Genomic DNA, 14566 nt, shown 5'->3' on the forward strand with positions numbered 1-14566 from the left:
CCCGCGGCGGCCGGCGGTGAGGCTCCAGGGGTGCCACCGCCCGACCCCCCCCCCCCCCCCCCGGGGCCACACACCACCGCAGCCCCCCCCGTGGGTGTCGTCCGCGCGGGGCCCTTTTTTTGCCGTCGCAAAGAGCCACGAACATCACCTGTCAAGGCATGTTGATGGAGAGTCCAAACCGCCGATTATTGCTTTGGCAGTTTGTGCTTATGAATGCGGATATAATCCTGGACAGCCTTTCGCAGCAGTTCGGTCATGCTGTGCCCGTTGCTGATCGCCAGCAACTTGAACTGCCGCTGCTCCGCAGCCGTCAGGTAGTAACCGCAGCGGATCATCTCCTCCTCGCGTATCTTCTTTCCGGCGATGGGGTCCTTTTTCTGACCTTGCCGCAGCAGCTTTCGGAAATCAGGCCCGACTGCCGGGGATGGCTTTGTCGGTTCCTGCATCTGGGGCGTAGCTTGCTCCTTGATCCCTGATGGCTTGGCCTTCTGTGGGATGAACATGCTGGGCAGCGCTGGCGGCTGCGTGGAGATCGCCTTCATCATGCGGGCTTTCTTGTCGTCACCAGGTTTCGGTGCGGTTTCTTCACTCATGCCGCGTTCCTTGTGGCTTCGATGAAGGTTTGCAGAAGGTCGTCGAAGACCCCTTCGCTCTCGGCAATCGCCTTCGCGTCGGGCACCTCGGGGCTGTAAAGGGTCTGCCCGGTCTGAAGGTCGCGGTAGGCAACGCGATTGTGCAGGACGTGTTCCGCAATCGGTGTCCCGTTGGCCTGGATGATGGCGCGCAGTTCTGTCAGGGCTCGCGCCCTGCCATCGATGATGGTCTGCTTGGTCAGCACGAATATCGCAGGCAGCGGTCTACCCCGGCTCTCGACCGCCAGCGCGATGTAGTGGTCGGTGATCTGGATGGCGGCGGTCACATCGTCGAGGGCAAAATAGACCGGCACGACGACAATATCGGCGGCGAAGAGCCCGGCCATGAGGTTGTCATTTGTGGTGCCTTCCGTATCGATCAAGACGACCGAGCGTTCTCCGTTGTGAGTGGTTGCTGCGCGAAGGATTTCCTGCGGCGTCATCGCGCTCACCATCGTAAGTTTGTCAGGACGATTGCCAGCTTCGCCCAGCATCTCGAACCAGCGGTTCATGTTCTGCCGCCGGTCGCCATCGATAAGAGTGACCGAATAGCCCCGATGCAGCGCGACGGATGCGAGGGTGCGCAGCACCGTCGATTTGCCAGTGCCGCCCTTTGGGATCGCAGCGGAGATGATCATGGGGCCTCCTTCCGGCGTTGTCTCCTTGTTTCCATGTTAACATGGGAACAAGTCATCATGGACACATGGAACAATGTCACGGTCGAAACATGGTGACATTGTCGACGGGGAAGGCTGGTTTGGCAACCCAGGCGCGCATCGATAAGGGTTCGCTTAAGGTGCGGTTTTGCGCAGCTGCTATCTTCATCGAAGAAGGGTCCGGCGGGCTAATCCAACTGCGCGTTTCCGACTAAGCTTTTCCGGCTGCGCATTAGGAGCCGATGTTTCCATGTCAACATGGAAACAAGTCGTCAACGCATCACAGACACATCGCCTCAAATCACGATTGGAACATTTCGCCCGCGCTGCTGCCGCTGACAACTGCGCCGGTGAGAAAACGTGCGCCCGAAATTTTCATCCCTCGTCTACTTTGTCCTTATTGGCAGGATAGCCTATTTTGTGATACACACAAAATAGGCGGCGCAGCCCTGGTGGGCCTTAGCGCCCGCAAGCGGGCTTGAGAGATGGATGCAGACGCCCAGAAAGCGGCGGTCAAGAGCGCGTCACGACGCTATGGCGAGGTGACGCACATCCGGTTTTCGGCTGACGAGTTGGCAAGCCTCAAAGCCATTGCGGAGCGGGACGGCGTGACCGTCAGCGAGGTCGTCCGGCATCTGGTGCGGGCAGAGGCCGGGCATCTGCCTATCGCGGCAGAGGAGTTGCGGCCGGCGATCGTGGACATGACCGATCAGCTGCGGCGCGTCGGCATCAATTTCAATCAGGCCGTGCGCGCCATGAACGACGGCCGTGTTACCCATGATGAGGATCTTGAGCAGGCGCTGATCGCCGTGGGCGACCTCGTGCGGCAGTTTCGCGATGAACTGAAAACGATGACAGTCGAGTCTCGCAAGGCGAGGGAAGCCAGGCCATGAGCGGTCGTCTTGCTGGCTACGCGGCCGAAATCGAACGCTATCTGCGGGGCGAGCCACCCGGCGTGAAGCGTGAGGATCTGGACGACTACAAGTCAGTGATGGGCGCCGGACGCGCGGCCAGCGAATTTCAGGCGATGAAGAGTTATGAGCTGACCGGTGGCGGCGGACGCCTCGGGCAAGGACAAGCCGGCTCGACAGTAAGTGGCGGCAGGAGCGCCCCTCGTTCTTCGCGGGGAGGGTTGGGGACGGCGGGAAGCTCCGTCTCCAGCGGTGCACCGAAGTCCACTGCTGCTGCGAGCTCGCCAAACGCCACTAGCGCGCCGATCATGGTCTATGGCGCCACGCTCGCCGGTTTCCGGCCGGAAGAGGAGGAGGAAGACCGGAAGCGGCGCGGCGGCGGAGGCCGTGGCCGTGATGCTGTTCGTCCGAGCGGTACAGGGCGAGCAGCGCGGGCGGGCTATCAGGCGCGGGCCGTGGCGGCACGGGCAGGCTATGCGGCGGGTGCGCAGCCTGCCGTGTTTAAAGTCATGCCCAATCCTCCGTCGACCAGGGAAGCCGCCGCGCGGCTGCTCAATTACATCGGCAAGCGCGAGGACGAAAAAGGCGAGAAACACGACATCGAGATTTTCGACGAGGATGGTCAGATGCTTGCGACAGGCGGCGCACGAAAGGCGTTCCTGGAGACGTTTTGCGAGACGTTCGAACCGCCCCTGGAAAATACCAATTTTCTGGAGGTTCGTTTCGAGCTCGCCAGCGAGGTCACCGGTGCCGCCGTGAGCGAGGCGCTGAACAAGGCCTTCGGTGCAAAACCGTTCATCTATGCGCAGGACGGACAGACGGTGGAGGTTTACGCGCACACCGATGAGCGGGCTGGACCGCTCGCCAAGGTCCTGGCCGGTGGTCGGGAGAATTCGCGCAGCAAGGCGCTCGACAAGATCGAGGCGCGGTTGTCTGAAACCATGGGCGAGGCGGGGGTGGCCGCCAGGGCAGAGGTAACGGCGGCTGTGAGCCGTGAACCCAAAGCAAAATATTTCCTGCAGAAGTTCATCCGCACCCACAGTCACCTCCGTCACGCAAATGGCGAGCCCGTGCCTGGGGTGAAGAACTCCACGAAGGCTGCGGCTTCAGTCTATGAACAATGGCGCCCGCAGTTTTCGGGGCGTGAGCGCCGCAATGCCTATCACCTGCTTTTCTCGGCAAGAGCCGGCACCGATGCCAACGCCGTCATGGCTGCAGCGCGCGCCGTGCTCGAGGAGCGAGCGCCAGGATACAAATTCGTCCTGGCGCATCACAACGACACCAAGCACGTCCATATTCATGCAATGGTGCAGGCACGGTCAGCCGATGGCGAGCGCCTGAAATTCTACAAGCCTGATCTCGCAGCTTGGCGCGAGACTTTTGCGGAAAAAGCACGCGAGAACGGCATTGCGATGGTGGCGACGCGGCGCATGGATCATGCGATGACACGACCATTCACGAAGGAGCATGCTGGAGCTTATAGCCGCGCCCAGAGCGATCCGCGCTACCAGGTCAGCGCCAGGACGATCGAGCGAGTGGAAGCCAAGCGGCAACGCCGTATCGATGGGCAATCCCTTGTCGTCAACGGCGATGCAATCGCTGCCGCATGGCAAAAGACTGTGACGACGATGCGGACCGCGGGCATAGTCGGTCAGGCTCTCTCGGCAGCAGAGTCGATCGGCAACGATTTTCTTGAGTTCCGTCGCGATCGGGCAGGGGGAGGGCACTCAAACCCAACTACGGATCGCGCAGCAGACGACAAGCAGGGCCAGAAGTCTTTTCTGTCCCATCCCGGCATGAGAGAATTGAATGCACTGATAGGAGATTTGGACATGGCGCAAACCCCCTTGGAAATGCGGCGTCAGATGGCCCGCGTCAATCAGGCTCTCGACAACATGCGCGAGACGCTGCCGCCGGCGCATCAAGGACAGTTCGAACAATACCGTGAAGAGGTCAACAACAAGATGCATGATCGTCTCGCGCGGCTGCAATTCGAGCGGCAGCAGCAGCGTCGTGGTGGCGGTGGCGAGCCGATCCCCGAGCGTGAGGCACGAGGGCGAGACCTTCCAGCTCCGGACGATCCCCGCCAGCCGGAGCAGCCGCGCACAGGCACCGAGCAGGAGAAGGTGAGAGCCAAGCAGAAGGACGCCAACAAGCAGAAGGCTCATCAAGCAGAAGAGCAGGACCGCAAGACACAGCGCTCAAACGAGAACGATTACGAGCGATGACCAAGGGCCGACCTAGCGTCCTCGCGCGGTGGACGCATTCGTCACAGAATGATCAGGCTGGATGGCAGCAATGCTCCCGACTCCGTCGCAGAGTTCAATTTTTGCGATTGCCTGAAAATAGACATGTCCTACGACGGCTGGGGTCGCGTTTTCACACAAGCAGACAACGGTGATTTAGCAAACTTCGCACCCGAGGTGCACATTTCTTTCCCAGCGCTTGATGATCATTCTTTGGTGGGATTGCTGGCCGAGCGGGTCGGATGCCTAAGATTGGTAGGCGTCATACCGGTCTGCTGACGGAATACCCGGCTGAAATGCCCGGCATTTTCGAAACCGCATCGGTATGCGATTTCCCCTATCTGCAAGTCGCTGTCCTCCAGCAGGGACTTCGCATAATGCACCCGTAGCGCGAGATACGCCGCCATCGGGCTGACGCCCAATTCAGTCCCGAAAAGACGCTCCAGCTGGCGCCTGGAACAATTCAACCGGCCTGCGATCTCGGTGATCGAGACTTTCTCCTGGATATTGCTTTCCATCAACAGAAGAGCCCGCTTTACCGCGCGGCTCGACGCTTCGGGAAACAGATCCCCGACGGGCTGCACGTCCCTGGTGTTTCGAATACGATCAAGGACAAGGATCTTGGCGGCTTTTTCCGCCGCTTTCCGACCGATGAATTGCGACACGAAATAGCCGGCAAGGTCAGCCGCACCCGTGCCGCCGGCACAAGTGGAGCGGCCACGGTCGACGGAAAACAGACTATCGGCATGTGCGTTCACATCGGGGAACTCAGCCCGAAAATCCTTGATGTGGAACCAGCTGACGGCGGCGCTATAGCCATCCAGCAACCCGTAACGGGCAAGCGCGAAACTTCCCGTGCAAAGCGCGGTAAGAGGCACCCCCTTCTCAGCGGCTCGCAAAAGGAATGCCTCTTTCTCTGAACTGAGGGCTCGATTGGTGTCAAGCAGGCCACCGACCACGACGACGTTGTCAAAGTCCTCCGGATTGCCGATCTCCTTCGTCGGAAGCAATTCGACGCCGCAGCTGGCCCTGATTGGCAGGCCGCGTTCGCCAATGATCTGCCAGTCGAATTCGACCCTGCGGCTCCGGTCGCCCTCATCGCCCGCCAGGCGCAACGTGTCGATGAAGAGCGACAGCGGTGACAAGGTGAAGTCGCGAACCAGGAGAAAAGCAAACCTCTTGGCCATTCCTTTTACCTAGGCTGTCCTTGTGCGTTGTTCGATTAGCAGTGTGGGTCGGATCCGTCAGTGTCCCCCCGACGGGTGTGATTTGATGACCGCTGTATATTGTGTACCAAGAAAATACAATCCGTTGACTCGCTCACCAACGCATGCGATTCTTCCTCCCAGACTAAATGTCATTGACTATCAGAATCATTCCGAAGGTGCGCGATGAAGGGCAGCAAGGGCAGTCTCTACGACGATCTGAAGCGTCGCATCCTGACGATGGAACTTGATCCTGATGAGGATCTGGATGAGGTGGCGCTCAGCGAGCGCTACGGTCTCTCGCGGACCCCAGTCAGGGAAATCTTCCGCAGATTGGAGGGCGAAGGATACATCGAAATCCGTGCGAACAGGGGAGCCCGGGTTGTCCCGATGAACCATTCGACACTTCGGCATTTCTTCTTGGTCGCGCCCATGATCTACGCTGCCATCGGCCGATTGGCCGTCCAGAATTTCAAGCCCTCACAGCTTTCGGATCTGAAGGACACACAGGAGCGTTTCCGCAAAGCAAGTGTGTCCAGCGACGCGCTTTCCATGGTGCTTGAGAACAACAGATTTCACGAGATCATCGGCGAGATGTCCGGCAATGCCTACCTTCAGCCGAGTCTCGGAAGGCTGCTGATAGACCACGCCCGTATCGGTCACACATTCTTTCGGCCGCGCAACGCTGACATGCGCAAGCGGCTTCAGTTAGCAGTCGAACACCACGACGGCTTCATCTCTGCTATCGGCGCTCACAAAGAGGATGCCGTTGTCGACCTCGTGTTCGAGCATTGGGAACTGTCGCGCGAAAACATGGAGATGTTTATCGCGCCCCAAGGATTGAAGGCCGATGCCCTCGTTGGCGATCCTTGACCGCATCGCTGTAATCGATCCCGGTGAAATTCGAAGACCCAACTTTCCGGATTACCTCCGGGTTGGGATCATCCCATTTGCTCAAATCACGTGACAGAGCGGGCTCTAAACGCACTGCGCGAGAGGAATGCTCGCTCTCGCTGCTTCTGGTCTTGAGGCAGTTTGCCGGCAATCGGATAGTCGTCGGCAAACTCAGCCGAACCCAATTGACCGGTCCCGGATCGTCCTTGCGAGCAGGTAGTGTGTTTTCAAAATATAAAAATTGTGTACGCAGATAATACAATCCATTGACTCCCTGACGACCCTGTGCGATTTTCCAAGCCATCAAATGCGATCGGCGGGTTCGGGGCACTGAGAATTCTCGCGTGAGAAGTTCGCAGACGGCTTCGTGCGTCTCGAAAAGCGCATTCGTCGAAACGGCCACTCCATCGACGGAGGAATGACTTGAAATTCGAGGGTATCTATACGCCAGCGGTGACGCCGCTTGAGCCCGATGGGCAGATTGATCGCTCCGCCTTCGCGGCAGTTCTTGAGTCACTCATCGACGCCGGGGTGCACGGCATCATCGTCGGTGGTTCGACGGGCGAATACTACGCGCAGAGCGCCCAGGAGCGCTTCGATCTCGCCGCCTATGCCAAGGAGGTCATTGGCACCCGGCTCCCGCTCATCGTTGGAACGGGGGCCATCAGGACGGAAGACTCGGTCGAATATGCCAAGGCGGCGAAGGAAATTGGCGCTGATGCCATCCTCGTATCGTCGCCTCCCTACGCCTTGCCGACCGAAAGAGAAAACGCCGTTCATGCGCTGACGGTGGACCGCGCAGCGAACCTGCCGATCATGCTCTACAACTATCCGGCCCGCATGGGCGTCACCATGCGGGAGGACTTTTTCGCCCGCGTTGGCAGATCCAAGAATGTCGTGGCGATCAAGGAAAGCTCGGGTGAAATGAGCAACGTCCACCTGCTCGCCCGTAAGTTTCCGCACATCTCGCTTTCCTGCGGCTGGGACGACCAGGCGCTCGAATTCTTTGCATGGGGCGCCAGGAGCTGGGTTTGCGCCGGCTCCAATTTCCTGCCGCGCGAGCATGTCGCGCTCTACGAGGCCTGCGTGCTCGAAAAGAACTTCGACAAGGGCCGCGCCATCATGACCGCGATGCTGCCGCTTATGGATTTTCTGGAGTGCGGAAAATTCGTCCAGTCGATCAAGCACGGCTGTGAGTTGATAGGCCTGAAGGCAGGCCCGGTGCGGGCGCCACTGCGCTCGCTCAATTCAGAAGAAAAGCGAACTCTCCAGACTGTCGTCGCCACCTTGAAGCGCACGGTCGCCCATATCACGTCGGGAGCAAACCATGCATGACCCTTTGACCGCTGCCGAATACAAGGCGATTGCCGCAGGCCTTCAATTTCCGACCAATGCCTTCATTGATGGTGCATTTCGTCCGGCGAATTCCGGCAAGACATTCAAGACGACCAATCCAGCGACGGGCGATACGCTTGCCGAGATCGCGGCGTGCGATGCTACCGATGTCGATTTCGCAGTCGCCAAGTCCAGGCAAGCTTTTGACGACGGCCGCTGGCATCTCCGCTCGCCCAGTGAACGCAAGGCCGTACTCCTCAAATTCGCGAAGCTTCTGGAGGATAACCGTCACGAACTCGCGGTCATGGAGAGCCTCGACAGCGGCAAGCCGGTCCGCGAATGCCAGACCGTGGATGTTCCGGACACGATCCATACTCTCCGCTGGCATGCCGAACTGATCGACAAACTCTATGACAACGTTGCCCCCGTGGGCTCGAACGCGCTGACCATGGTTGTGCGCGAACCGGTCGGCGTCGTCGGGTGCGTCCTGCCCTGGAATTTTCCGCTGCTGATGCTGGCCTGGAAAATCGGTCCGGCGCTTGCCGCCGGATGCTCCGTGATCGTGAAGCCGGCCCAGGAGACGACGCTGACGACGCTTCGTGTCGCGGAGCTGGCGCATGAGGCGGGCATCCCCGCAGCCGTCTTCAATGTCGTCACCGGCAGCGGCAAGGAAGTCGGTGAGCCGATCGGCATGCATATGGATGTCGACATGGTGGCGTTCACCGGATCGACACCGACAGGTCGCCGTTTCCTGCATTACGCGGCGGACTCCAACCTCAAGCGCGTCGTGCTGGAATGCGGCGGCAAGAACCCGGCGGTGGTTCTCGATGATGCCGAAGACCTCGACCTCGTCGCCGAGCAGGTGGTCAACGGCGCGTTCTGGAACATGGGGGAGAATTGCTCGGCCACGTCGCGGCTCATCGTCGACGCCAAGATCAAGGACGAATTGCTGCAGCGGATCGGCGCCTATATGCGCGAGTGGAAGACCGGCGATCCGCTCGACCCGGAAAACCGCATCGGCGCGCTGGTCAGCAAGAACCATTTCGAGAAAGTGAAATCCTTCCTCGGCGACGTGAAGACCGAAAAGCTTTCCGTCGTCCATGGCGGGGCCACGCATAAGGGCATCTACATCGAGCCGACCATCGTCGACGGCGTCACGCCTTCGAGCCGCCTCTTCCAGGAGGAGATCTTTGGACCGATCCTTTCGGTCACGACGTTCAATTCGCTTGCCGAGGCGATAGCTCTCGCCAACGACACGAATTACGGGCTGACCGCATCCGTCTACACAGGCAGCCTGCGCAAGGCGATCAAGCTCTCGCGCGAAATCCGGGCGGGCGTCGTGACCGTCAACTGCTTCGGCGAAGGCGACGCAACGACGCCGTTCGGCGGCTACAAGGAATCCGGCTTCGGCGGACGCGACAAGTCGGTCTTCGCGCACGACAACTACTGCGAATTGAAGACGGTCTGGATCGACGTATCGGATCGTTCAATCGACGAGACCATCCGGTGACCGACATCGTCGTCAAGCGTCTTCCGGCGGAATCCGGAACCTCGGGCTGGGAGGCGATCAGCAGACGCGGCTTCCCCGTCCGGACGCTCGACGGCGACGTTTCGGCCGACTGGCTGATCATCGGTGCCGGCTTCGCGGGCCTCTCCGCCGCGCGGCGGCTGTCTCAACTGCGGCCTGACGACAAGATCGTCGTGCTGGAGGCGGGTGAGATCGCCAAAGGGACCTCGGGCCGGAACTCCGGCTACATGATCGACGTTCCGCACAATATCTCGTCGGGCGAATATTCCGTCGCCGATGATGCCGAGACAAGGACGGAGATCGCCCAGAACCGTTTTGCGATCGCTTTCGCCGCCGACGCCGCCGCCGCATATGGCATGACCGTGCGCACCTTCGACCCATCGGGAAAGATCAATGCTGCGGCGACAGACCGCGGGATGAGGCTCAACGAAAGCTACGGCCACTCGCTCGCTGGCATTGGCGAAGAGCACCGCTTCCTGGATGCGGACGAAATGCGGGAGATCACCGGCTCATCATACTACCGGGGAGGTCTCTACACGCCGGGCGCCGTGATGATCCAACCTGCAGACTATATCCGCGGGTTTGCGGCCGGGCTGGCATCGAAAGCCGACATATTCGAGCACTCGCCGGTGCTCAAACTGGAGCGCCGGAGCGGGATGTGGAAGGCCATGTCGCGCAACGGAAGTGTGACCGCTCCGAAAGTCATCCTGGGCGTCAATGGCCACGTCGAGGATTTCGGCCACTTCCGCGGCCGCCTTATGCACATCTTCACCTACGCATCGATGACCGCCCCTTTCACGTCGAGGTCCACCGGCAAGGACAGGTGGGCGTTACTCCCGGCCGATCCGATGGGGGCGACGGTCAGGAAGATCACATCAGATGGGTCTTCGCGTATCGTGATCCGGACCAGGTTCACCTACGACTGGACCGTCCAGGTCGGCGAGAAGCGCTTGGCCGGGATTGGCGCTGAGCAGCGGACATCCCTGGACGCCAGGTTTCCGGACCTCAAGGATGTGCCGTTCGAGCACGTCTGGGCCGGGCGGCTTTGCCTCAGCCGCAACCATGTGCCGGCCTTCGGCGAAATAGAAGAGGGCCTCTACTCGGCGTGCTGCGAGAACGGTCTCGGGACCGTGAAAAGCACGCTCGCGGGCGTCATGGCCGCCGATCTGGCGACCGGCACCCACTCGGACATGCTCGACAAATTCTCGGATCAGCCGGAGCCCGCCAGGCTCCCTCCGGAGCCGCTCGCATGGCTCGGCGTCAACACCGTGATCCGATTGCAGGAATTGCGTGCAGGCCGCGAGGGATGAGCCCTCGCCGCGCAATATGAGGACTGAGCCGACCGCAAAGTCTTCAAATGAGAATGGGAACAACAATAAGGAGTGAGTAAAATGAAGACGTTGTGGAAAGCGCTCTGCGCTGCCGCGATGGTCGGTATGACCATGCTGTCCGCGCAGGCGGAAGAAAAGACCATTACCATAGGCACGATGTCCTGGGAGGACCTCACCCCGATCACCGGCATCACCAAGAAGGTGCTCGAAGATTCCGGCTACACCGTGAAGGTGGTGCCTTTCTCAGAGTGGGGCATCGCCTACGCCGCGTTGGCCAAGGGCGACGTCCAGATCCTCGCCTCGCAGACGGACTATGTCGCCCAGGACTACTGGGACAAGAACAAGAAAAAGCTCGAGAAGATCTCTCCGGTTTCGCACGGTCTTTTCCAGGGCGTTGCGGTGCCGAAATACGTGACGATCGAATCGATGGACCAGCTGAATGACAACGCCGACAAGTTCGGCGGCAAGATCGTCGGTATTGAGCCGGGATCGGGTCTGATGCGTGATACGGCGAACTCTGTGAAGGCATACGATCTGAAACTTCAGCTCGTCGAAGGCAGCACCGCGGCCATGACCGCAGCGCTCAAATCGGCAACCGACCGCAAGGAATGGATTGCTGTCACCATCTGGGAACCGTCGTGGATGATGCAGAAATATGACGTGAAGTTCCTCAAGGATCCGAAGGCAATCTTCCCGCCGCCGCAGAGCTATTACTGGATCGGCAAAAAGGGTTTCTCGGCTGACAATCCGCACGCACGCGAGGTCATCGCCAGCGTCTACGTCCCGCTCGCCGACATCACCTCGATCAACTCCGCCGTCAACGAAGGCAAGACCATGGACGAGGCCATCAAAGCCTGGACCGATAGCCATGCCGATCTCCTGAAGCGCTGGGAGAACATCAAGGCCGAATAATCGTCCGGCGGGTCGTCGACATCGGCGGCCCGCCTCGAAACTTCGAAGAACGCGAAGGCCGACGCCAAGCCGGCCCATGGGGAACGCAATGAACAGTGCGATGAAGGACTCCAATGAAGTGCTGGTGGACTGCCAGTCCGTATGGAAAATTTTCGGTAGCCGCGCTCAGGCTGCCGTCAAGGCCATAACCGAACGTGGGCTATCCAAAAAACAGGTGCTGCAGGACTTCGACTGCGTGGTGGGCGTCTCCGATGCCAGCTTCCAGGTCCGCCGTGGTGAGATATTCTGCGTCATGGGACTCTCGGGGAGCGGCAAGTCGACACTGATCCGCCTCCTTAATCGTCTGATCGAACCAAGCCTCGGCAAGATCACGGTGAAGGGAAAGGAGATCGCCAAGCTGAATGCTGCAGAACTCCGCGACATGCGCGCCCGCAACATCGGTATGGTGTTTCAGAGCGTGGCGCTTCTCCCCAACAGGACGGTGCTAGAGAACGCCGCCTTCGGTCTTGAGGTGCGGGGCATTGCGAAAGAGGAGCGCAACAGGACCGCCCGCGCAACCCTCGAAAAAGTAGGCCTTGGCGACTGGACGTCGCGCTATCCCGCCGAACTGTCCGGCGGCATGCAGCAGCGCGTCGGCCTCGCCAGGGCATTGGCGGCGGACCCCGAAATCATTCTCATGGACGAGCCGTTCAGCGCGCTTGACCCGCTGATCCGCCGCCAGTTGCAAGACGAATTCCGCAACCTCACCAAGTCGCTTGGCAAGTCGGCAGTGTTCATCACCCACGACCTCGAGGAAGCCATCCGCATCGGCGACCGCATCGCCATCATGAAGGACGGCGTCATCGTCCAGGTCGGCACGGCTGAGGAAATCGTCACCAAACCCGCCGACGAGTATGTCTCCGATTTCGTGGCGGGCATATCCAGGATCCATCTGGTCAAGGCTCACTCCGTGATGCGTCCCGTGGCCGAGTTCAAGAGCTCGCAGCCGCAGTGTGATGTGAACGCGCTGCTTCGGACGTCGCCGGAGGCCGACATTGGCGAACTCATCGACCTCACCATGCAGTCCGAACGCGACGCGGTCGCTGTCGTGGAGAATGGGACCGTCATCGGTATCGTCACCATCCGTGGCTTGCTGCGAGGCGTTGCTGGGGCGCCCGCAAGAGAGCTCGCTGCGGCATAGTTCGGGAGGAGCGAAATGGACACGTCATTCATTACCGACACTTTCGATGCCTGGACGGACACGGCACTTGGCTGGATCAGCGACAACGGCGAATGGTTATTCGACGCTTTCAGGACCGTGCTTGAGGGCACTTACGACGGTGTCCTGTGGCTCCTGCAACTCGCACCGTTCTACTTGATCGCAATCATCGCGGCGCTGCTCGCATGGCGATTGATCAATCCCTTGTCTGGCGTCGTCGCCGGGGTCGCCCTGATCTTTTGTGCGGTCATGGGGCTCTGGACCGAAACCATGAGCACTTTGGCCCTGGTGACTACCGCCACGATCCTCGCCCTTGCCGTCGGCATTCCAGTTGGGATCGTGGCGGGCTTCGTCAAGTCGTTCAACCGGTTTCTCGAACCAGTGCTCGACCTGATCCAGACGCTTCCGCCCTATATCTACCTGCTTCCTGCGATCGCGCTATTGGGCTACGGGCCGGCGACTGCGCTCGTCGCTACTGTCATCGTCGCCATGCCGCCCGCCATCCGGCTCACGTCGCTAGGCATTCGGATGACGCCGCACGAATTTATCGAGCTTGGCCAGGCAAGCGGCCTGACGCCGTGGCAGATGTTCATCAAGATCAGGCTGCCTTTTGCCATCCCGAGCATAATGGCCGGGATCAACCAGAGCCTGATGATGGCCTTCGGCATGGTCGTCATCGCCGGCATCGTCGGTTCGGGAGGTCTCGGAGAGACAATCTACACAGCCGTGCGCACGCTCGACATCGCCACTTCGATCAACGCCGCGATCGCGATCGTCATCCTGACCATGATGCTCGACAGGCTCACACAGAGCGCGGCGCATCGCGCCGAGGGACGTGTAAGATGAACCTTGATCTGGTGCAGTTTTCGCCGGGGGCTTACCTCGCCCCCGCAGTGGATTGGCTGAACAAGAACTTCCATCCGTTCTTCGACGCGCTGACCAAGTTGATCGAGGCGGTGTTGGGCGCCATCGAAACCGCTCTGCTCTACCCGCCACCCTATGCAACGATCGTCTTGGCTGCCCTTCTCGCCGCGTTCTTCGTCAGCGTTCGGGTTTCCGTGGTGACAGCCATCGCGCTTGCATTCTGCCTGCTGGCGGGTTTTTGGACCGCTTCGATGCAGACCCTGGCGCTGGTGACGGTGGCGGTGATCATCTCCGTGTCGATCGCCTTTCCGCTTGGCATTTTGGCATCGCGCTACCGGAAGTTCGAAGCCGCGATCCGTCCCGTGCTGGACATCATGCAGACCGTCCCGCCATGGGTCTATCTCATCCCCGCCGTCATGATCTTCAGCCTCGGCCGCGTCCCGGCGATCATCGCGACGATCGTCTACGGCATTCCTCCGATGCTGCGCCTGACAACCCTGGCCTTCAACCAGGTGCCCAAAGACCTGCTGGAGCTCGGCCAAGCCACCGGCGCCTCGCCACGGTCTGTTCTGTTCAAGATCGAAATCCCTTCGGCCACCCCGACGCTCCTGGTTGGCCTCAACCAGTGCATCCTCCTGTCGCTGGCCATGGTCGTCCTGGCGGGCCTCGTCGGGGCTGGTGGTCTTGGAGCCGAGGTGACGCGGGGATTGACGCGGATGGAAATGGGCCTGGGCCTGCGGGCCGGACTGTCGATCGTCGCCGTCGCCATCCTTCTCGACAGGGTCTCCAGGGGCGTGCTGCAGCGCAGCCAGGCGCCTGGCGCGAAGGCCGCTTGAACCGCGAAGGAAAACACC

The 14566-nt window shown here is 60.4% G+C and carries 13 protein-coding genes; 10 read left to right on the top strand and 3 right to left on the bottom strand.

Annotation, left to right across the window (positions count from 1 at the left end):
* Window positions 1–185: 185 nt before the first annotated feature.
* Window positions 186–593, bottom strand: coding sequence for a hypothetical protein (locus NKH57_RS25395; RefSeq protein ID WP_023758676.1), 408 nt, complete (start codon window positions 591–593; stop codon window positions 186–188).
* The gene (locus NKH57_RS25400) at window positions 590–1270 is read right to left on the bottom strand and encodes a nucleotide-binding protein (protein ID WP_023758677.1); all 681 of its coding nucleotides are present in this window, start codon (window positions 1268–1270) and stop codon (window positions 590–592) included. Before NKH57_RS25400 ends, NKH57_RS25395 begins: the two co-directional genes overlap by 4 nt.
* Window positions 1271–1773: 503 nt before the next feature.
* On the opposite strand from NKH57_RS25400, the gene NKH57_RS25405 reads away from it, so the two are divergent.
* Together NKH57_RS25405 and NKH57_RS25410 are read left to right on the top strand one after the other, a co-directional pair.
* A complete protein-coding gene (locus NKH57_RS25405; protein WP_023758678.1) occupies window positions 1774–2181 on the top strand; it encodes a hypothetical protein in 408 nt (135 codons plus the stop codon).
* Between the two features lie 98 nt (window positions 2182–2279).
* Window positions 2280–4427: a relaxase/mobilization nuclease domain-containing protein gene (locus NKH57_RS25410; RefSeq protein WP_352948348.1), complete on the top strand. Its 2148-nt coding sequence runs from the start codon at window positions 2280–2282 to the stop codon at window positions 4425–4427.
* A gap of 224 nt (window positions 4428–4651) precedes the next feature.
* On the opposite strand, the gene NKH57_RS25415 is transcribed toward NKH57_RS25410, so the two are convergent.
* Window positions 4652–5632 (bottom strand): GlxA family transcriptional regulator, encoded by a 981-nt coding sequence (locus tag NKH57_RS25415; RefSeq protein ID WP_352834811.1) that lies wholly within the window; start codon window positions 5630–5632, stop codon window positions 4652–4654.
* 204 nt (window positions 5633–5836) lie between these two features.
* On the opposite strand from NKH57_RS25415, the gene NKH57_RS25420 reads away from it, so the two are divergent.
* The 8 genes from NKH57_RS25420 (at window position 5837) to NKH57_RS25455 (ending at window position 14548) form a co-directional block, all read left to right on the top strand.
* Entirely contained in the window at window positions 5837–6523 is a 687-nt protein-coding gene (locus NKH57_RS25420; RefSeq protein ID WP_023758681.1) for a GntR family transcriptional regulator, read from the top strand.
* A gap of 444 nt (window positions 6524–6967) precedes the next feature.
* On the top strand, window positions 6968–7879 hold the full coding sequence (locus tag NKH57_RS25425; RefSeq protein WP_352948351.1) for a dihydrodipicolinate synthase family protein: 912 nt from the start codon (window positions 6968–6970) through the stop codon (window positions 7877–7879).
* Window positions 7872–9389 (top strand): aldehyde dehydrogenase, encoded by a 1518-nt coding sequence (locus tag NKH57_RS25430; RefSeq protein ID WP_023758683.1) that lies wholly within the window; start codon window positions 7872–7874, stop codon window positions 9387–9389. The genes NKH57_RS25425 and NKH57_RS25430 overlap by 8 nt, the downstream gene beginning before the upstream one ends.
* The gene (locus NKH57_RS25435) at window positions 9386–10717 is read left to right on the top strand and encodes an NAD(P)/FAD-dependent oxidoreductase (RefSeq protein ID WP_352948354.1); all 1332 of its coding nucleotides are present in this window, start codon (window positions 9386–9388) and stop codon (window positions 10715–10717) included. Before NKH57_RS25430 ends, NKH57_RS25435 begins: the two co-directional genes overlap by 4 nt.
* 81 nt (window positions 10718–10798) lie before the next feature.
* Window positions 10799–11650 (top strand): glycine betaine ABC transporter substrate-binding protein, encoded by an 852-nt coding sequence (locus tag NKH57_RS25440; RefSeq protein ID WP_023758685.1) that lies wholly within the window; start codon window positions 10799–10801, stop codon window positions 11648–11650.
* Window positions 11651–11738: 88 nt separating this feature from the next.
* Window positions 11739–12830: a quaternary amine ABC transporter ATP-binding protein gene (locus NKH57_RS25445; RefSeq protein WP_031260002.1), complete on the top strand. Its 1092-nt coding sequence runs from the start codon at window positions 11739–11741 to the stop codon at window positions 12828–12830.
* 15 nt (window positions 12831–12845) lie between these two features.
* Complete coding sequence (locus NKH57_RS25450; protein ID WP_352834801.1) at window positions 12846–13694, top strand: ABC transporter permease; 849 nt, start codon at window positions 12846–12848, stop codon at window positions 13692–13694.
* Window positions 13691–14548, top strand: coding sequence for an ABC transporter permease (locus tag NKH57_RS25455; protein WP_023758688.1), 858 nt, complete (start codon window positions 13691–13693; stop codon window positions 14546–14548). Before NKH57_RS25450 ends, NKH57_RS25455 begins: the two co-directional genes overlap by 4 nt.
* Window positions 14549–14566: the final 18 nt, after the last annotated feature.

It is taken from the genome of Mesorhizobium sp. M1050, assembly GCF_040318715.1.
GTDB lineage: Bacteria > Pseudomonadota > Alphaproteobacteria > Rhizobiales > Rhizobiaceae > Mesorhizobium.